This is a genomic window from Stenotrophomonas pavanii (genome assembly GCF_900101175.1).
Lineage (GTDB): Bacteria > Pseudomonadota > Gammaproteobacteria > Xanthomonadales > Xanthomonadaceae > Stenotrophomonas > Stenotrophomonas pavanii.
In genome coordinates, this window is the sequence record NZ_FNFQ01000001.1 from 202,126 (window position 1) to 220,263 (window position 18,138).

Consider the following 18,138-nt stretch of genomic DNA (forward strand, 5'->3'; position numbering starts at 1 on the left):
GCGTAGACCGATGCCGGCGCTGCATGCCATTGCCCGGGCATGCGACACCTGCAAGGACCACCGATGAGTTCCTCCCCTTCCGATTCGCCGTCGCTGCTGCACGGGCGCGTGCTGGCTTTCGCCGCCATCCTGCTGGCCGCGATCAACCTGCGCACGGCAGTCACCTCGATCACGCCACTGCTGGACGTGCTCGGCCAGCAGTTCGGCTTCGGCACCACCATGACCGGCGTGCTGGGCATGCTGCCGACCGCCTCGTTCGCGCTGTTCGGCGTGGCCACGCCGGCGCTGGCGCGGCGCCTGGGCCTGGAACGCACCACGCTGCTGGCGATGGTGATGGCGATGGCCGGCCTGCTGCTGCGCTCCAGCGCCGGCAACGTCGACACGCTGCTGCTCGGTTCGGTCGTGGCGCTGGCCGGCATGGGCATCGGCAACGTGGTGGTCCCGCCGCTGGTGAAGCGCTACTTCGCCAACAAGGTCGGCACCATGAGCACCCTGTACATCAGCGTGCTGCAGCTGGGCACGATGCTGCCGGCATTGCTGGCGGTGCCGGTGGCCAATGCGGCCGGCTGGCGGGTCTCGCTGGGCATGTGGGCGCTGCTGGCGCTCGCCGCTGCACTGCCATGGCTGCTGCTGGCCAGGCGCGCACCGGCGCCGCAGGCCGACGCCACCGATCCGGCCGCGCAGCCGCACGGCAGGGTCTGGCGCACGTCACTGGGCTGGAGCATGACGCTGATGTTCGGCATGACCTCGCTGATGACCTATTCGATGTTCACCTGGCTGCCGCGCATCGTGGTCGAAGCCGGCGGCACGCCCGCGTTCGGTGGCGTGATGGTGGCGGTGTTCTCCGCGTTGGGGCTGCTGCCGTCGCTGGTCATCCCGTCGATGGCGGTGCGCATGCAGAACCCGTTCCCGCTGGTGCTGATCGGCTATTCCTCGTTCGTGATCGCGTTCGCCGGCCTGCTGCTGGCACCGATGAAGGCACCGCTGCTGTGGGCCTGCCTGCTCGGCGTGGGTCCGTCCACCTTCCCCCTGGCACTGACCCTGATCAACCTGCGCACCCGCACCCCGACCGGTTCGGCCGCGCTGTCCGGCTTCATGCAGGGCGTGGGCTACAGCTTTAGCTGCCTGGGCCCGTTCCTGGTCGGCTGGCTGCACACCGTCAGCACGGGCTGGACCCTCCCGTTCAGCTTCCTGTTCGGCTGCGCCACGCTGATGCTGTGCGCCTCGTGGGTGGCCTGCAAGCCGCGCAAACTGGAAGATCTCTGGTAACCGGCCGGGGCCGCCAGACGGCCCCAGCTACCGCTCGTCAGCCACCCGGGGAATTTTGACGCCGGGCTGACAATTCCGGGCGGATAGTGCCCACGAATGCCCATCCTTGCCGCGTGCCGGCATCGGGCATGGGGGCGGCACCGCCGCCCAGGCCACCACTCGGTGTGCGGGGGACTCTCGTTTCAGACAAGACATTGCAGGTCGCTGTCCGGGTTGTATCCGTCTTCGCTGGGCGGGAATGCACGAAGGGAGTGACGCGGGCCACGGCCACGCCAAACGCTGGCATGTGATGTGCGTCACATTTTTCAGGTTGTCTGGTTTGGAAGCCAAGGGGGTCCCCAATGGTTGTCCACCGTCGGCTGGCGCTCTGCGTCGGCCTTGCCTGTACCGCGCTGGCCTGGGCCAGCAGCGCTGCTCCACCGAGCGGCCGCGAGGCGGCCCTGGCCGAGATCGGCCACTACCGCGACCAGGCCCGCTGGCTGGATGCCCTGGGCGCGATCGAGCGCGCCAGCCAGCAACAGCCCGATGACGACCTGCTGTTCAAGCTGCGCGTATTGACGCTGGGCGACATCGGCAACGCCTGGCGCGCGTGGGAGCTGTACCAGCAGCGCCCGCAACTGTTCGATGCCGCCCAGAAGCAGCGCCTGGAAGGTGACTACCTGGCCAAGCTGGTGGTCTGGAGCCTGGCCTACAGCAGCAGCGAGGACAGCCGCCTGCAAGAGGCCGAATCGACCCTGGCCCGCATGCAGCGCTACCTCGGCGGCGAAGGCACCCCACCCTCGCAGGCACCACTGCGCATCCGCATGGACCGGCTGATCCTGCTCAACCGGCTGGGCCGCCATGCGCAGGTGCGCGAGGAAGCACGGGCGCTGCAGGCCGAAGGCCACACCCTGCCCGACTACGTGCTGCCCGCCGTCGGCGATTCGCTGATGGGCACCCTGCACCCGGAGGAAGCCATTCCGGTACTGCAGGCGGCGGTGGCAGGCGACCCGACGCGCGATGCCTCGCATTCGGAGCTGGCCTATGCCTATCTGGAAAGCGAACAGCAGGAAAAGGCCATCGACCTGTTGCAGGCATGGCGCGACAAGGAACCGGCGTGGCGCTGGAGCAACGGCAAGGCACCGTACGCGAACTGGTCGCGCTACGAGGCCGATCTCAACCTGGCGATGGTGCGCGCCTACAGCGGTGACCTGCGCACCGCGCAGCACGACCTGGAATCGATGGTCGACATCGCACCGGGCAACGGCGGCCTGCAGAGTGCGCTGGGCAGCGTCTACATGATGCGCGGCTGGCCACGCCGGGCGCTGCAGCGGCAGCAGATGGCACACGCGCTCGACCCGCGAGACATCGAACCGCGGCTGGGCATGGAAGAGGCCTATGTCGCCCTGCAGCGCGACGACCTGGCGCGGCCGCTGCACGATGACCTGGTCGCGCGCTACCCCACCCAACCGGCGGTCGAACGCATGGACCAGGCCTGGCGCGCGCATCGCGGCTGGCAGCTGAAGGCCTGGACCGACATCGGCCGCAGCTCCGGGGGCGGTGGCACCTCGCCACTGGGCAACAACGACCGCCACTACGGCGTGGAAGTGGAGACACCGCTCCTTGATGACCGCTGGCGGTTGTTCGCCCTGGCCGACCGGCGCTCGACCGACTTCCAGGACCAGCGCATCGATCCGCTGTGGCTGGGTGCGGGCGTGCGTTACCGCTTCGGGCGACTGGATGCGGAAGCGGCGGTGCTGCGCGCCAACGACCACATCGGCGACACCGGCCTGCGGGTCGGCGTCGGCTGGCAGTTCAACGATTCCTGGCACGCCGGCCTGGTGGTCGCACGCAATGACCCGGAGGCCTCGATGCAGGCGCGCGCGGCCGGCATCACCGCCGACAGCGTGAGCGCACAGGTGGACTACCGGCGCAGCGAGCTCACCCACTGGACGTTCGGCGCGAGCCGCTTCCGCTATGACGACGGCAACCATCGCGAGCTGTTTGGCACCAGTGTCCAACAGCGCCTGCTGACCCGCCCGCGCTGGCTGATCGATGGCCTGGCCAGCGCCTACACCAGTCGCGGCAGCCGCGACGATGCGCCCTACTTCAACCCGAAGCGCGACCGCATGGTCGAGATCGGGCTGCGCATCGACCAGCAGCTGTGGCGGCACTACGAGCGCCACTTCCGGCATCGCCTGACCGTCTCGCTGGGCGACTACTGGCAGGACGGTTTCGGCAGTGCACTGGTACCGACGGTGTCCTACATGCACGAGTGGCAGCTGGGTCCCGGCCGCGTGTTCGAGTATGGCGTGCGCTGGTCACGGCCGGTCTACGACGGCCACCGCGAGCGCCACATCGGCTTCGAAGCCGCATTGCGCTGGGGAGACTGACATGGCCCGCATCCTGCGACTGATCGTGCTCCTGCTGCTGGCCATTGCGCCATCGGCCCCGGCGCAGCAGGCCCTGGATCTCGATGCGATCGACAACGGCCTGCTGATCCTCAGCTACCACGACATCCGCGACCAGGTCGCCGCCAAGGGCGATGCCGACAGCTACGCGGTGAGCACGCAGAACTTCGCCGCGCACCTGGACTGGCTGGGCGCACACGGCTACCACCCGGTTTCGCTGTCGCAGCTGATCGAGGCCTCGCAGGGCCGCGCCACGCTGCCTCCCAAGCCGGTGCTGCTGACCTTCGACGATGGCCTGCGCAGCGTCTACGACAAGGCCTTCCCGCTGCTGCAGGCCTACCGCTACCCGGCGCTGGTGGCGGTGATCACCGACTATGTGGACATGGCACCGGGCCGCACCATCGACTACGGCTACCGCCGGTTCGGCCACGATGACTTCGTGACCTGGGCGCAGCTGAAGCAGATGCACGACAGTGGCCTGATCGAAGTGGCCAGCCACACCGATGACCTGCACCACGGCGTGCTTGCCAATCCGCAGGGAAACTCCACGCCCGCCGTGGTCACCCGCGTCTACACCCCGGCCACGCGCAGCTACGAGAGCGAGACGCAGTATGAGCAGCGCCTGCGCACTGATCTTTCGCGCAGCGTGCAGCGCATCCAGCAGCACCTGGGCGTGCGCCCGCGCGCCATCGTCTGGCCATATGCCGCGTACAACCAGTTGAGCAACGACATTGCCGAGCAGCTGGGCATGCCGGTCTCGTTCGACCTGGAAGGCCGCAGCACGCCGGTGGCCAGCGACCTGCACGGGCTGGCACGGTTGCTGGTGAGCAACAACCCGACCGTGGAGGGCCTGGCCTACGAACTGCGCCGTGACGTCGCGCTCGACGGCATCCGCGCCCTGCAGGTCGACCTGGATGATGTCTACGACGCGGATCCGGCGCAGCAGGCACGCAACCTCGACGCGCTGGTCGAGCGGGTCAAGCGCATCGCGCCCACCCACGTCTACCTGCAGGCCTTCGCCGACCCGGACGGCAACAACACGGCCGACGCACTGTACTTTCCCAACCGGCACATGCCGATGCGCGCGGACCTGTTCAGCCGTGTTGCCTGGCAGCTCAAATCGCGCGCGGGCGTGAAGGTCTACGCATGGCTGCCGGTGCTCGGCTTCGAACTGCCCGACCCGGCGCAGCGCAAGGCGCTGGCGATCCGCAACGGCGATGCCGACGGCATGTACCGGCTGGACTTCACCAACCCGAAGGCACGCCAGATCATGCTCGACATCTACGAAGATCTGGCGGTCAATTCCTATTTCGAGGGGCTGCTGTTCCATGACGATGGCTACCTGCGCGACACCGAGCTGCCCGCGCTGGCCGCCGGTGCCGACGGCAGCGCGCGTACCCAAGCCCTGATCGACTTCACCCTGGCCCTGCGCAACAGCGCGCAGCGCTGGCGGCCGAAACTGGCAACGGTGCGCAACCTGTATGCCGAGCCGGTACTTCGCCCGCAGAGCGAAGCCTGGTTCGCGCAGCGCCTGGACCTGTTCAACCGGGCCTACGACCAGACCGCGCTGATGGCGATGCCCTGGATGGAAGGCAGCAAGCAGCCGGAACGCTGGCTCGACCAGCTGCTGGCTGCGGTACGCGCGCACGACCCGCAGCTGCAGCACACGCTGTTCGAACTGCAGACCGTCGATTGGCGCAGCGGGCAGCCGATTCCCGCCGAACGCCTGCGTGCGCAGATCCGCCAGCTGCAGGCGCAGGGCGTCCACCACTTCGCCTGGTACCCGGACGACTTCATCGGTGACCAGCCTTCCACCCACGATGCCCGCGCGGCGATGTCCGCCGGCAACTTCCCGTACCCGGAGAAGTGACGTGGACATGCATCCGCTGCTGCAGGTTCTGTTCCAGTTCGCCTTCTACTACCCGATGGTGATGGCGTTCTTCTGGATGTCCGGCGGCCTGTACTACTACTTCCGGCGTGAACGCCACTCGCGCCCGCGCAACGATCCCCCGTTGATGATCGCTCCCCCCTTCGCCACCCTGCTGGTGCCCTGCCACAACGAAGCGGAGAACCTGGACGACACGCTTGCCGCGGCGCTGGCGCAGCGCTACCCCGCCGACTATGAGGTGATCGCCATCGACGATGGCAGCAGCGATGACACCGGCGCGCGGCTGGACGCCCTGGCAGCGAAGCACCCGCGGCTGCGCGTGCTGCACCTGGACCGCAACCTGGGCAAGGCCAATGCGCTGCGCATGGGCGCGCTGGCCGCGCGCTCGGAATACCTGGTCTGCATCGATGGCGATGCCATGCTGGAGGAACATGCGCTGCACTGGATGGTCTGGCATCTGGTCAGCGGCAACCGGGTCGGTGCAGTCACCGGCAACCCGCGCATCCGCAACCGCTCCACCCTGCTTGGCCGCCTGCAGGTCGCCGAGTTCTCCTCCATCATCGGCATGATCAAGCGCGCACAGCGCGTCTATGGCCGCATCTTCACCCTCTCCGGGGTGATCGCCGGCTTCCGCCGTACCGCCCTGCACCAGGTGGGCTGGTGGTCGGATGACATGGTGACCGAGGACATCGACATCAGCTGGCGCCTGCAGCGCGCGCACTGGGACATCCGCTACGAGCCCAATGCGCTGTGCTTCATCCTGATGCCGGAAACACTCAAAGGCCTGTGGCGGCAGCGGCTGCGCTGGGCGCAGGGCGGCGTGGAGGTGATGCTGCGCCACGCCCGCTCGCTGCTGCACTGGAAAGAGCGGCGCATGTGGGGCGTGCTGCTGGAGTACGTGCTGAGCGTGATCTGGGCCTACACCATGCTGTTCATCGTGCTGCTGTGGGCGCTGGGCAAGTTCATCGAGCTGCCACCGCAGCTGCACATCGCCAGCCTGCTGCCGGAGTGGCATGGCGTGATCCTGGCGATGGTCTGCCTGCTGCAGTTCGCCAGCAGCCTGATCATCGACCGGCGCTACGAGACACAGATTGGACGCAACTACTTCTGGGTCATCTGGTACCCGATGGCGTACTGGCTGATCAGCCTTTCCACCACCCTGGTGGCGCTGCCGAAGACGCTGCTGCGCCGTCGCAGCAGGCGCGCCACCTGGACCAGCCCTGACCGGGGGATCCGATGAACGCGCACCACCCGTCCAACCGCTTCGACTCGCGGATGATCCGCAAGCCGCATCGCCAGCCACGCTTCCAGCGCACCGCCTGGGGATTTGTCACCCTGGCGTTCTGGGGCTTCTACTTCTACCTGTGGGCGCCACTGGTGACCCTGCTGTCGTGGTTGATCGGCGGCCAGCTGGCCTGGCGGCAGCTGTACGAACGACAGGGCCAGTTCGACCCGTACGTGCTGGTCGCGCTGCCATTGCTGCTGCTGTGCGCCAGCGTACTGCTGATCACCTGGGCCGAGTACAACCGCGCCCGCTTCCGTGGCCGCGAACGTCGCCAGCCAAGGCCACTGGCCAGCCTCAACGAAGTCGCGGCCGATCTGGGGGCCAGCGCAGGACTGGCCGAACGGCTGATGGGCTGCAAGGCCGCCACCCTGCACATGGATGACCACGCACGGCCGGTCGGCATCCGCCGCGAGGTGGTGTAGCCGACGACCTGGCAGCTGCCGACTTTGGTCGGCGCTTGGGCCTGGTGGGTGCCGGCCTTGGTCGGCACCGGGGTCTACCGCGAAGAGCATCCACGCAGGGCGTGGATCTACTTGCGCGTCTGCCCTTCACCGCGCACGACAAATCGTTCGACGGTGAGTGCTTCCAGGCCCATCGGGCCATACGCATGCAGGCGCGTGGTGGAGATGCCGATCTCGCTGCCCAGGCCCAGCTGGCCACCATCGGAGAAGCGCGACGAAGCGTTGACCATCACCACCGCCGAGCGCAGCGCGTTGACGAAGCGCTCGGCATGGCTGGCGTCTTCGGTCGCGATCACTTCGGTGTGGTCGGAGGTATAGGTGCGGATGTGCGCGATGGCCGCCTCGAGATCATCGACCACGCGCACCGCCAGCACCAGATCGAGGAATTCGGCGGCATAGTCCTCTTCGGTGGCCGCCGTGCTGCCCGGCAGCAGCGGCTGCGCGTTCGTGTCGGCGCGCAGCTCCACGCCACGCTCACCGAGCGCCTGCGCCACGCGCGGCAAGAACGCTTCGGCCACATCACGATGCACCAGCAGGGTCTCCAGCGAGTTGCAGGCCGACGGACGGCTGCACTTGCCGTCCACCAGAAGGTCGATGGCTTTGCCGAGGTCGGCGCTGGCATCCACGAACAGGTGGCAGACACCCTTGTAGTGCTTGATCACCGGCACCCGTGCATGTGCGGCAACGAAGCGGATCAGGCCTTCGCCGCCGCGCGGGATCGCCAGATCGATCAACTCGTGCAACTGCAGCAGTTCCAGCATCGCTTCGCGGCGCAGGTCGGTCAGCACGGTCACTGCCGCCGCCGGCACACCGTTGGCGTTCAGGGCACCGGCCAGCGCCTGGGCGATGGCGGTGTTGGAATGGATCGCCTCGGAGCCCCCGCGCAGGATCACGCCGTTGCCCGCCTTCAGGCACAACGCCGCGGCTTCGGCGGTGACGTTCGGACGGGCCTCGTAGATCATCGCGATCACGCCCAGCGGCACGCGCACCTTCTGCACGCGGATGCCGTTGGGACGTACGTCATCGCGGGTCACCTGGCCGACCGGGTCAGGCAGCGCGGCCACCTCGCGCACCGCCTCGGCCATCGCGAACAGCCGCGGCGGGTCCAGTGCGAGGCGGTCGAGCATGGCACTGCCAACGCCCTTGTCGCGCGCGGCGGCGAGGTCGCGTGCGTTGCCGGCCAGGATCAGTCCGGCATTCACTTCCAGGGCCTGCGCCATCGCCAGCAGCAGCGTGCGTCGCGCCGCACTGTCCAGGCCGGCAACGATCTGCGCTGCATCACGGCAGGCGCGCGCCTGGGCTTCGATTTCGCTCATCGGGGTGTCCTTCAAACCGGTCATGGCAGCACCAGGTCGTCACGATGGACGACGCTACCACCGTAGTTGTAGCCGAGCACGGCCTGGATGTCGCGCGAATGATGGCCGGCGATGCGGCGCACGTCGTCGGCCGCGTACTGGCTGACCCCGCGGGCCACGCAGACGCGGCCCTGCGGCGCGTTCCAGCACACCTGCACCATGTCGCCGCGCCGGAATGCCCCCTCGGCAGCGGTGATGCCACCGGGCAGCAGCGAGGCCCCCTTCTCGCGCATCGCCTGTGCCGCACCGGCATCGACGACGATCGCGCCATCAGCCAACGGCGCGTGCCGCAGCCAGTGCTTGCGGGCGGCCTCACGGCTGCGTGCGGCATGGATGCGGGTACCGAACAGGCGGTCCTGTGCCAGCGCGCGCACCACATCAGCGCTGCGGCCGTTGAACAGATAGGTCTCGATGCCGAGGCGGCCCGCCTTCGCCGCCGCCTCCAGCTTGGTGCGCATGCCGCCGGTGCCAGCCCGCGAACCGGCACCGCCGGCCATCGCCAGCACCGGGTCGCTCAGTTCCGGCACATCATGCAGCGGCCGCGCGTCGGGCACCGTGCGCGGATCGGCGCTGTACAGGCCATCGATGTCGGTGGCGATGAACAGCGCATCGGCATCGACCAGCGCCGCCACGGTGGCCGCCAGGTTGTCGTTGTCGCCGAGCTTGAGCTCGTCCACCGACACGGTGTCGTTCTCGTTGACCACCGGCAACGCCCCCAGCCGCAGCAGTTCGCTCAGCGTGGCGCGCGCATTGAGGTAGCGGCGGCGGTTGCGCAGGTCGTCGTGGGTCAGCAGCAGCTGCGCCACGGGGCGCTCGAAGAAGCGCTGCCAGAGCCCGATCAGCTGGGCCTGGCCGAGCGCGGCCAAGGCCTGACGCGCCGCCATCGCCGCACCCGGTTCATCGGCCCGTGGCAGGATCGCGCGCCCTGCGGCGACCGCACCGGACGACACGATCACCACCTCGCGCCCGGCCGCTACATTGGCCGAGACGAACTGCGCCAGGCCCAGCGCATGGCGCGGCGACAGGCCGCCACCATCGGCCGCCAGCAGGCTGCTGCCGACCTTCAGCACCGCGCGCCGCCACGGCGGCAGCGCCTGTTGCGGGAAGGGCGAAGCGACGTTGGCAGCGTGCAGGGTCATTGGTCAGGCTCTCAGCGGATGTTCCATTCGTGCACGGTCAGGTCGGAGGCCTGCATCGTCACCAGCGGGTCGGTGGCGACGATGGCCTGCGCCTGCGCCAGGCTGTCCACGTTGCACAGCACGTAGGCGCCACCGCTGCCATCGGCGAAGCCGCCGGTCAGCTGCAGCTTGCCCTGTGCCTGCAACGCATCGAGGAAATCGCGGTGCGGTTGCACCGCCGCGGCATTGAAGTCCGGACGGCGCATCGCCAGCACCAGGTAGACGGTGCCCGCCATCAGGCCAGCGCCTGCCAGCGTGCGTGCAGTTGCTCCAGGCGCAGGTCGGCCGCCGAGCCGGGCGACACGCGCGCAGCCAGGCTGCCTTCCGGCGTGCGCCCCTGCCCTGCCCTGTCGGCACCTGCCGCTGCCGCCTTGTAGGCCTCGCGGAACGGCACACCGGCCACGGCTGCTTCCACCGCCACGTCGGTGGCGTACATGCCCGAGTCGATCGCTGCGCGCAGCCTGTCGTCGCGCCATTCCAGGTTGGCCAGCAATGCCGGCAGCAGCTCCAGCGCGGCCAGGCCGCGGCCGAAGCCATGGAAGATGGCGCCCTTGGACGATTGCAGGTCGCGGTGATAACCCGAGGGCAGCGACAGCAGCTGCTCGATCTCGGTGCGCGCGGCAGCAACGCTGGCGTGGGTGGCGCGCATCAGCTCGATCACGTCCGGATTGCGCTTGTTGGGCATGATCGAACTGCCGGTGGTGTACTGCGCCGGCAGCGCGACGAAGCCGAACTCGGCGCTGGTGAACAGCGACAGGTCCCAGGCGATGCGGCGCAGGTCCAGCGTGGCGCCACCGAGGGCTTCCAGCGCTGCCAGCTCGAACTTGCCGCGCGACAGCTGCGCATAGATCGGCGAGATCTGCATGCGCGCGAAGCCGAGCGCCGCCGTGGTGTGCTCGCGGTCCAGCGGCAGGTTCACGCCGTAGCCGGCAGCGGTACCCAGCGGATTGGCGTCGACCAGCGCATGGGTGTCGCGGGCGCGGATGGCGTTGTCGATGAAGGCCTCGGCCCAGCCGGCCCACCACATGCCCGCCGAGGACACCACGGCGCGCTGGATGTGGGTGTAACCGGGAATCGGCAGGGCCTTCTCGGCCTGCGCACGGTCGAGCGCGACCTTGGCCACTTCCGCGCTGAGCTGCGCCACGCGCTGCAGCTTCTCCTTCAGCCACAGACGGGTGGCCACCAGGATCTGGTCGTTGCGGCTGCGACCGGTGTGGATCTTGCGGCCGGCATCGCCGAGACGCTCGGTCAGCCGTGCTTCGATCGCCGAGTGGCCATCTTCGTACTGCGTATCCAGCATGAAGCGGCCCTCACGGAAGTCCTGCGCCAGCACGTCCAGTTCGCGCAGCAGGCCGGCCAGCTCATCGGCGCTGAGGATGCCGATGTGCTGCAGGCCCTGCGCATGCGCGGCGCTGGCGGCAATGTCGTGCAGGAAGAACTCGCGGTCGAGGATCACGTCGTCGCCGGCGAGGAAGGTCTGAATCTGGGCGTCGACGGCGACGCCGGGCTTCTGCCAAAGAAGGTCTGCCATGGGGGCTCCGGAAGGCGTGTTCAGTGCGGGATCGACGTCAGTTCGTCGATGCCCAGCGCGAGGTTGAGGTTCTGCATGGCCTGGGTGGCCGCGCCCTTGAGCAGGTTGTCCAGGGTCGCCACCACCACCACCCGCTTGCCGCCCGGGGCCAGGGTGAAGCCACCGACCTGGGCACCGTGGCGGCCGGCGATGCGGCTGACCCACGGCGCTTCATCCACCACGTCGATCAGGGGTTCACCGGCATAGGCCTGCTGGAAGCGCTCGACGATCTGTTCGCGGGTCTGCACGCGGTTCAGCCACAGGTTGGCGGTCAGCGTGATGCCCCGGAAGTGCGGCGCGACGTGCGGCATGAATTCCACGGCCACGCCCAGCTGCACCGACACCTCGCGCTCGTGCACGTGGTTGGTCAGCGCATACGGCATCAGGTTGTCGGCCAGCAGTTCGACGTTGTTCTTGTCCGACGGCGTGGTGCCGGCGCCGGAGTAGCCGGACACACCGAAGCACTGCGGCGGGCCGGCCAGCAGGTCCAGCAGCGGATGCACCGCCAGCTGCATCGCCGTGGCATAGCAGCCCGGGTTGCTGATGTGCTTCTGGCCGGTGTAGCGGCCGCGGGTCAGCTCCGGCAGGCCGTAGTACCAGCCGTTGTCGAAACGGTAGTCGGCCGAGAGATCGACGATGACGGTATCCGGCTTCGCTGCGTCCAGCGCGGCCACGAACGGCGCGGCCAGGCCGTTGGGCAGGGCCAGGATCACCGCGTCCACACCCTTGGCCGCCACCGCGTCGGCGTCCAGGTTCTCGTACTGCAGGTGCCCCTGGAATTCCGGATGGTGGTCGGACAGGCGCTGTCCGGCGCGCTCGCGCGAAGAGACGAAGGCAAGTTGCAGCCGCGGGTGGGCGGCCACCAGCTTGATCAGCTCGGCGCCGGTATGGCCGCGGGCACCGACGATGCCAAGGGTAAAGGTCGAATCGTTCATGCGTGGCTGTCCAGGCGGTACTGCAGGTGGCGCTTCACGCCCTGCCATTCCGCGTCGATGATGGAGAAGATGACGGTGTCGCGCGGCGTGCCGTCGGCGTGCCGCTTGTGGTTGCGCAGCACGCCATCCTGCTTGGCGCCGAGGCGGGCGATGGCGGTGCGCGAGGTGAGATTGAACCAGCTGGTTTCCAGCACCACGCTGATGCAGCCCATCACCTCGAACGCATGCTGCAGCAGCAACAGCTTGGCTTCGGTGTTGGCACCGGTGCGCTGCACGCGCGGCGTGTACCACGTGTAGCCGAGGCTGAGCCTGGGCACGCTGGCGTCCATGTCGTAGAAGCGCGTGCTGCCGATGATGGCGCCGGCCGCATCGCGGATCACGAACGGCAGCACCTTGCCTTCGCTCTGTGCCCGCAGCGCCGCCTGCACATAGGGCTCGACCTGCTGCGGCGACGGCACCTGGGTGTACCAGAGCTGGTCAAGGCCACTGCCTTCGAGCGCATCGCGCAGGCCCGGTACGTGTGCAGGCTGCAGCGCCTGCAGCGTCACGTGCTGGCCGCGCAGGGTGGGAACCGCGTTCCAGGCGTCAGGAGGGCTCATCGCTCACCCCAGCAGGCTCGGCGCGCGCTGGGCGCAGTGGTCGACATAGGTCTTGATGCGGTCGATGCCATCGGCACCGAACCAGAACACCTTCCAGTGATCCTGCTTGTAGCAGCCATCGGATTCGGCGTAGTAGAAATGATTGATCGGATTGCCATGGCGCGAACGCCAGAACAGCTGCGGGGTTTCCTCCAGCATCACGTTCCAGACCGCACGGCCCAGGCCTTCGCCCTGCGCATCGTCGAGCACGGCGAACTTGTCCAGGTACACGCCCTCGGCCTCGTCAGTGAGGATCACGGCGGTGCGGTAGTTCTCGCTGACATAGGCACGGAGCAGCCGGGTCTTCTCGAAGTAGTCCGGCACCAGGGTGCGGCCGAAGCTGGACTCGATCAGGCCCTTCAGGCGCGGCAGGTCCAGTTCGTCCCAGGCGGTGGCGCGCAGCACCTTCTCGCCCTTGCGCACCAGCGTGCCCGAGCCCTTGTGGGTGAACAGTTCCTTGGCCAGGTCGGCCGGCCGGGTGATCGATACCGACGATTCCAGCGGCAGGCGATCAAGCAGATCCTTGATCTGCTCGATCTTCACCTTCATGCCGCCATGAATCCATGGCTGCGCAATCAGGTGGTCGTACTCGGTGGACAGGTTGATCGAGTCGATCACGTTGCCCTGCTCGTCCAGCAGGCCACCGGTGCCGGTCAGGAAGATGATCTTGTACGGCTGCAGTTCCTGCACCAGTTCATTGGCGGCGAAGTCGGCGTTGACGTTGAGGATCTGCCCGCCCGCGGTTTCGCCCAGGCTGGTGATGACCGGGATCGAGCCGGCGCGCAGGCTGGCCTCGATCGGGGCCAGGTTGACCTTCTTCACCTCGCCGACCAGGCCGTAGGTGTCCACGTCCAGGTACTCGGCCTCGAACACGCCACCGGTGATCGAGGTGGCACGCGCACCGTTCTGCTGCAGCGCTTCGACCAGGCGCAGGTTGGACTGCTGGAACACCCGGCGCACGATCGCCAGCGCTTCCGGCGAGGTCACGCGCAGGCCGTTGACCGTCTGCTTCTCGATGCCGGCGGCCGACAGCTCGGCGTCCAGCTGCGGGCCGGCGCCGTGCAGCACGATCGGGGTCAGCCCGACTTCCTGCAGGAACGACAGCGAGGAGGTCAGCGCGTCGAGGTCGTCGCGCAGCACTGCGCCGCCGACCTTGACCACGGCGAAGCGCTTGGCATCCAGCTGCGAGAAGCGCTTGAGGTACTGGCTGATCTCCTTCGCGCTGGCCATGCTGGAGAGCAGGCGCACGATGGTCTGGCGGGTCTGGCGGTGAGGCTGGAGGGCAGGAGACATTTCGGTTTCGTCACAGGCGGCGGTCGCCGCGTTGCAGGTCCACCCGGCCGGGGCCGGGCGGCGTTGTAGGGTCGATCAGGCGCCGGCGGCAATGATCCGGTGCACGGCGTGGGTATAGCGCTGCAGCTGGTCCAGCGTCACGAACTCGTCGGCGGTGTGGGCCTGGGCGATGTCGCCCGGGCCGAACACCAGCGTGGTGTAGCCAGCGGCCGAGAACAGCGACGCCTCGGTCCAGAAATCAACGGCATTGCCGATCGGCAGCTCCAGCGCATCGGCCACGTCACGCGCCAGCAGGCGGCGGTTCTCGGCTTCGGCGATGTCACCGGCCGGCAGGCTCGGGCCGCGGAAGGTCTCGGTGAACACGGCAGCGTCCGGTTCGGCGAATCCGGCGAAGGTCGCCAGCAGGCCATCGATGTCCATCGACGGCAGCGGGCGGAACCCGAACCGCACTTCGGCAGCCGGCGCGATCATATTGGCCTTGATCCCGCCTTCGACGCGGCCGATGTTGAAACGCAGGCCGGTCAGCCCACCGAAGCGCGCCGAGGCCAGCGATTCCACATGGTCCAGCGCGCGGTTGCCCCAGCGCATGGCCTGGTGCAGCGCGCTGGCGGCCGCATCCTGCTTGCCCGAGGCGTGCCCGGCACGGCCGGCGAACTGCATCAGCACCGAACTGATGCCACGGTGCGCGAGCACCGCTTCGCTCATCGTCGGTTCGGCCACCAGTACCGCTTCATACGGCAGGCCACGGGCCAGGAACGCGGCGATGCAGCGCGGATCGTTGGCTTCCTCGTCGCTGGAGAACAGGAACGCGGCATCACCGTCGCTGGCATTTGCCGCGGCCACCAGCGCCGCGGCCGCGCCCTTGATGTCGCACACGCCGAGGCCGACCACGCGGTCATCCAGCCGGCGCATCACGTGCGGGTCGGCACTCCAGTGCGGCGAATCGGGCACGGTATCCAGATGCACGTTGAACAGGTACTTCGGCGTACCACGCACGGCGTACAGGCTGACCGCACCGGCGCCATGGTCGATCACCTCGACATTGAAGCCGGGCAGGTTCGCGCGCAGGTAATCGAAGATGCCACCGGTGGTGATCGCACGCGGCGGGTTGCGGGTGTCGAAGGACACCAGGGCCTGCAGGTGATCGAGCGTCTGGTCAAGCATGTGTCTGAATATCCGTAGGGTTCGAAATCGGTAGTGCCGGCCGCTGGCCGGCTCCGCAATGATCCAGCCGTGCCACGAGCCGGCCAGCGGCCGGCACTACCTTCCATTGACGTTGCGAGGCGCCGGCCAGCGGCCGGCACTACCTTCCATTGACGTTGCGAGGCGCCGGCCAGCGGCCGGCCCCCCGTCACAGGTCAACCGCGATTGACCTGCGCATAGACAGTGGAACTCATGCCGAACAGCTTGATGAAACCTTCAGCCTCCTCCACGCCCCAGTCGGCCGACTGCGCGTAGGTGGCGCCCTTGGTGTTGAGCAGGTGCGGCGACTTCACGGCCACCGCATCGACGCGGCCACCACGGGTTTCCAGCACCACTTCACCGTTGACCTTGGCCTGCGAGGACTTCAAGAAGGCTTCGATATCGGTCTTCAGCGGGTCGTGGTAGAAGCCTTCGTACACCAGCTCCACCCACTTGCGCGCCACGTCCGGCTTGAAGCGGTTCTGCTGCTTGGTCAGCACCGCATCTTCCAGCGCGCGGTGTGCGGCCAGCAGCGAGACCAGGCCCGGGGCCTCAAACACGATGCGGCCCTTCAGGCCGATCACGGTGTCGCCGGTGTAGACGCCGCGACCCACGCCGTACGGGGCGAACAGCTTGTTGAGCTGGGCCAGGATCTGGTCGCCCGGCAGCGCCTTGCCATCCAGTTCGACGGCTTCGCCCTCAACGAACTTCAGGGTGACGGTCAGCGCCTGTTCCGGCCACTCGCTGCGCGGTGCGCACCAGCCGCGCGCGCCCTCGCCCGGGGCTTCCCACCGGTCGATCTCGCCGCCGGACATGGTCAGGCCCAGCAGGTTCTCGTTGATGGTGTAGGCCTGCTGCTTGGCGCGCACGCCGAAGCCACGCTCTTCCAGGTACTTCTGCTCGTAGGCGCGGGTCTGGGTGTGTTCCTTCTGGATCTCGCGGATCGGCGCGATGATCTGGTAATCGCCCAGTGCCTTCACGGCCAGGTCGAAGCGGACCTGGTCGTTGCCCATGCCGGTGCAGCCGTGGGCGATGATGTGGGTACCCAGTTCGGCGGCACGGTTCAGCGCGGCATCGACGATCAGGTAGCGGTCCGAGACCAGCAGCGGGTACTGGCCCTGGTAGCCTTCGCCGGCCCACACGAACGGCTTGACGAAGCCTTCCCAGATGGCCGGGCCACCGTTGACGGTGACGTGGCTGGCCACGCCCAGTTCGGCGGCGCGCTTTTCGATGAAGTCGCGCTCCTCATCATCCACGCCGCCGGTGTCGGCGAACACAGTGTGCACGTTGTAGCCACGCTCCTGCAGGTACGGCACGCAGAAGCTGGTATCCAGGCCGCCGGAGAAGGCGAGAACGACGTCTTTGTTGCTCATGGGGGTCAGGTCCACTTGGGGGATGAGAATTCGGTAGAGCCGACCATTGGTCGGCCGAAATGTTGGATGCGCCGCTGCGGGAGCAGCCGACCAGCGGTCGGCCCTAGCCCTTGTGCGATCTAGCGCCCGGCAACCGCCGCCATGATCGCCTTCTGCACGTGCAGGCGGTTCTCGGCTTCGTTGATGGCGATGCACTGCGGCGAATCCATCACCGCGTCGGTGGCCTTCACGTTGCGGCGCAGCGGCAGGCAGTGGCTGAACACACCGTTGTTGGTCAGCGCCATCTTCCGTTCGTCGACGATGAAGTGCTTGAACTGGTCACGGATCGGCTTCTCCGGTTCCCAGTTGCCGAAGAACGGCAGCGCGCCCCAGCTCTTGGCGTAGACCACGTCGGCGCCGGCGTAGGCGCTGTCGATGTCATGGCTGATCTTCAGCGAACCGCCGCTCTCGGCCACGTTCTGCTCGGCCCAGCCCATGTAGCGCTCGTCGAGGATGTAGTCGGCCGTCGGGCACAGCAGGGTCACGTCCATGCCCATGCGGGTGGCGATGGTCAGCGCCGAGTTGGCCACGGCGGTGTTGAGCGGCTTGGGGTGGTAGGTCCAGGTCAGCACGTACTTCTTGCCACGCAGGTCCTGGGTGCCGAAGTGCTCCTGCAGCGCCATGATGTGGGCCAGCTCCTGGCACGGGTGGGTGATGGTCTCCATGTTGATGACCGGCACCGGCGAATACCTGGCGAAGCTGTTGAGGACGATGTCCTGGCGGTCGTACGCCCAGTCCTGGAATTTCGGGAACGCACGCACGGCGATGATGTCGCAGTAACGGCCCAGCACCTTGGCCACTTCCGCAATGTGCTCCTCGGTATCGCCGTCCATCACCGTGCCGAGGTTGAACTCGATCGGCCACGCATCCTTGCCCGGCTGCAGCACCACCGCATGGGCGCCGAGCTGGAACGCGCCCAGTTCGAAACTGGTGCGGGTGCGCATGGACGGGTTGAAGAACACCAGCGCGATCGACTTGCCCTTGAGCTGGTCGCCGAGCTTGTTGCGCTTGAACAGCGCCGCCTGGGTCAACAGCGCATCAAGATCGCTGCGGCTCCAGTCCTGGGTGTTCAGGAAGTGCTTGGGGGACATCATCTTTCCTTGCGTGGCGGCGCCGGGTTCGACGCGGTGGAAGGGAAAACAGGAAGCAAAGGTGGAGCGAAAAGGTTGCAGTTGCAGCTTTCAGAACGCGGAAACGAAAAAACCCAGCCGGCGGGCTGGGTTTTTTTCGGACGAACAGCAAAAAGCTCCGGTTACCCAGCGAGAATGTGGGGTTCCGGTCG

The 18,138-nt window shown here is 67.8% G+C and carries 15 protein-coding genes; 5 read left to right on the forward strand and 10 right to left on the reverse strand.

The window, feature by feature from the left end; genetic code table 11:
- Positions 1-63: 63 nt before the first annotated feature.
- The 5 genes from BLS66_RS01000 to pgaD all read left to right on the forward strand — a co-directional run bounded on the left by BLS66_RS01000 (position 64) and on the right by pgaD (position 7,254).
- The gene (locus BLS66_RS01000) at positions 64-1,269 is read left to right on the forward strand and encodes a CynX/NimT family MFS transporter (RefSeq protein ID WP_074724895.1); all 1,206 of its coding nucleotides are present in this window, start codon (positions 64-66) and stop codon (positions 1,267-1,269) included.
- 341 nt (positions 1,270-1,610) lie between these two features.
- Positions 1,611-3,641 (forward strand): poly-beta-1,6 N-acetyl-D-glucosamine export porin PgaA, encoded by a 2,031-nt coding sequence (gene pgaA / locus BLS66_RS01005; protein ID WP_074724896.1) that lies wholly within the window; start codon positions 1,611-1,613, stop codon positions 3,639-3,641.
- A gap of 1 nt (position 3,642) precedes the next feature.
- Complete coding sequence (pgaB, locus tag BLS66_RS01010; RefSeq protein WP_074724897.1) at positions 3,643-5,529, forward strand: poly-beta-1,6-N-acetyl-D-glucosamine N-deacetylase PgaB; 1,887 nt, start codon at positions 3,643-3,645, stop codon at positions 5,527-5,529.
- A gap of 7 nt (positions 5,530-5,536) precedes the next feature.
- Positions 5,537-6,787 carry a poly-beta-1,6-N-acetyl-D-glucosamine synthase gene (gene pgaC / locus BLS66_RS01015; protein WP_180995869.1) on the forward strand — a complete coding sequence of 417 codons (1,251 nt, stop codon included), beginning with the start codon at positions 5,537-5,539 and terminating at the stop codon, positions 6,785-6,787.
- On the forward strand, positions 6,784-7,254 hold the full coding sequence (gene pgaD, locus BLS66_RS01020; protein ID WP_049468144.1) for a poly-beta-1,6-N-acetyl-D-glucosamine biosynthesis protein PgaD: 471 nt from the start codon (positions 6,784-6,786) through the stop codon (positions 7,252-7,254). Before pgaC ends, pgaD begins: the two co-directional genes overlap by 4 nt.
- A gap of 107 nt (positions 7,255-7,361) precedes the next feature.
- Here pgaD and BLS66_RS01025 read toward each other — a convergent pair whose 3' ends face one another.
- The 10 genes from BLS66_RS01025 to BLS66_RS01070 form a co-directional block, all read right to left on the reverse strand.
- Positions 7,362-8,633: a glutamate-5-semialdehyde dehydrogenase gene (locus tag BLS66_RS01025; RefSeq protein ID WP_074724899.1), complete on the reverse strand. Its 1,272-nt coding sequence runs from the start codon at positions 8,631-8,633 to the stop codon at positions 7,362-7,364.
- Positions 8,630-9,787, reverse strand: coding sequence for a glutamate 5-kinase (gene proB, locus BLS66_RS01030; RefSeq protein WP_074724900.1), 1,158 nt, complete (start codon positions 9,785-9,787; stop codon positions 8,630-8,632). Before proB ends, BLS66_RS01025 begins: the two co-directional genes overlap by 4 nt.
- Positions 9,788-9,798: 11 nt before the next feature.
- Positions 9,799-10,062, reverse strand: a complete 264-nt coding sequence (locus tag BLS66_RS01035) for a YciI family protein (RefSeq protein WP_053505935.1) — start codon at positions 10,060-10,062, stop codon at positions 9,799-9,801.
- Positions 10,062-11,357: an argininosuccinate lyase gene (gene argH / locus BLS66_RS01040; RefSeq protein WP_074724901.1), complete on the reverse strand. Its 1,296-nt coding sequence runs from the start codon at positions 11,355-11,357 to the stop codon at positions 10,062-10,064. Before argH ends, BLS66_RS01035 begins: the two co-directional genes overlap by 1 nt.
- 20 nt (positions 11,358-11,377) lie before the next feature.
- Positions 11,378-12,331, reverse strand: coding sequence for an N-acetyl-gamma-glutamyl-phosphate reductase (gene argC / locus BLS66_RS01045; protein WP_074724902.1), 954 nt, complete (start codon positions 12,329-12,331; stop codon positions 11,378-11,380).
- Positions 12,328-12,930 carry a GNAT family N-acetyltransferase gene (locus tag BLS66_RS01050; protein WP_074724903.1) on the reverse strand — a complete coding sequence of 201 codons (603 nt, stop codon included), beginning with the start codon at positions 12,928-12,930 and terminating at the stop codon, positions 12,328-12,330. The genes argC and BLS66_RS01050 overlap by 4 nt, the downstream gene beginning before the upstream one ends.
- 3 nt (positions 12,931-12,933) lie before the next feature.
- Positions 12,934-14,262, reverse strand: coding sequence for an acetylglutamate kinase (locus BLS66_RS01055; protein ID WP_064238899.1), 1,329 nt, complete (start codon positions 14,260-14,262; stop codon positions 12,934-12,936).
- A 75-nt stretch (positions 14,263-14,337) separates the two neighbouring features.
- Positions 14,338-15,426 carry an acetylornithine deacetylase gene (locus BLS66_RS01060; RefSeq protein WP_053460902.1) on the reverse strand — a complete coding sequence of 363 codons (1,089 nt, stop codon included), beginning with the start codon at positions 15,424-15,426 and terminating at the stop codon, positions 14,338-14,340.
- Positions 15,427-15,620: 194 nt separating this feature from the next.
- Positions 15,621-16,817 (reverse strand): argininosuccinate synthase, encoded by a 1,197-nt coding sequence (locus tag BLS66_RS01065; protein ID WP_074724904.1) that lies wholly within the window; start codon positions 16,815-16,817, stop codon positions 15,621-15,623.
- A gap of 119 nt (positions 16,818-16,936) precedes the next feature.
- Positions 16,937-17,947: an N-acetylornithine carbamoyltransferase gene (locus BLS66_RS01070; RefSeq protein WP_057493584.1), complete on the reverse strand. Its 1,011-nt coding sequence runs from the start codon at positions 17,945-17,947 to the stop codon at positions 16,937-16,939.
- Positions 17,948-18,138: the final 191 nt, after the last annotated feature.

Bases quoted from the DNA above. Each gene is read 5' to 3' on its own strand.
- BLS66_RS01025 (WP_074724899.1), bottom strand. From the start codon at position 8,633: ATGACCGGTTTGAAGGACACCCCGATGAGCGAAATCGAAGCCCAGGCG.
- BLS66_RS01070 (WP_057493584.1), bottom strand. From the start codon at position 17,947: ATGTCCCCCAAGCACTTCCTGAACACCCAGGACTGGAGCCGCAGCGAT.
- BLS66_RS01060 (WP_053460902.1), bottom strand. From the start codon at position 15,426: ATGCTTGACCAGACGCTCGATCACCTGCAGGCCCTGGTGTCCTTCGAC.
- BLS66_RS01000 (WP_074724895.1), top strand. From the start codon at position 64: ATGAGTTCCTCCCCTTCCGATTCGCCGTCGCTGCTGCACGGGCGCGTG.
- pgaB (WP_074724897.1), top strand. From the start codon at position 3,643: ATGGCCCGCATCCTGCGACTGATCGTGCTCCTGCTGCTGGCCATTGCG.
- pgaD (WP_049468144.1), top strand. From the start codon at position 6,784: ATGAACGCGCACCACCCGTCCAACCGCTTCGACTCGCGGATGATCCGC.
- BLS66_RS01050 (WP_074724903.1), bottom strand. From the start codon at position 12,930: ATGAGCCCTCCTGACGCCTGGAACGCGGTTCCCACCCTGCGCGGCCAG.
- BLS66_RS01035 (WP_053505935.1), bottom strand. From the start codon at position 10,062: ATGGCGGGCACCGTCTACCTGGTGCTGGCGATGCGCCGTCCGGACTTC.
- proB (WP_074724900.1), bottom strand. From the start codon at position 9,787: ATGACCCTGCACGCTGCCAACGTCGCTTCGCCCTTCCCGCAACAGGCG.
- pgaC (WP_180995869.1), top strand. From the start codon at position 5,537: ATGCATCCGCTGCTGCAGGTTCTGTTCCAGTTCGCCTTCTACTACCCG.
- argC (WP_074724902.1), bottom strand. From the start codon at position 12,331: ATGAACGATTCGACCTTTACCCTTGGCATCGTCGGTGCCCGCGGCCAT.
- BLS66_RS01055 (WP_064238899.1), bottom strand. From the start codon at position 14,262: ATGTCTCCTGCCCTCCAGCCTCACCGCCAGACCCGCCAGACCATCGTG.
- pgaA (WP_074724896.1), top strand. From the start codon at position 1,611: ATGGTTGTCCACCGTCGGCTGGCGCTCTGCGTCGGCCTTGCCTGTACC.
- argH (WP_074724901.1), bottom strand. From the start codon at position 11,357: ATGGCAGACCTTCTTTGGCAGAAGCCCGGCGTCGCCGTCGACGCCCAG.
- BLS66_RS01065 (WP_074724904.1), bottom strand. From the start codon at position 16,817: ATGAGCAACAAAGACGTCGTTCTCGCCTTCTCCGGCGGCCTGGATACC.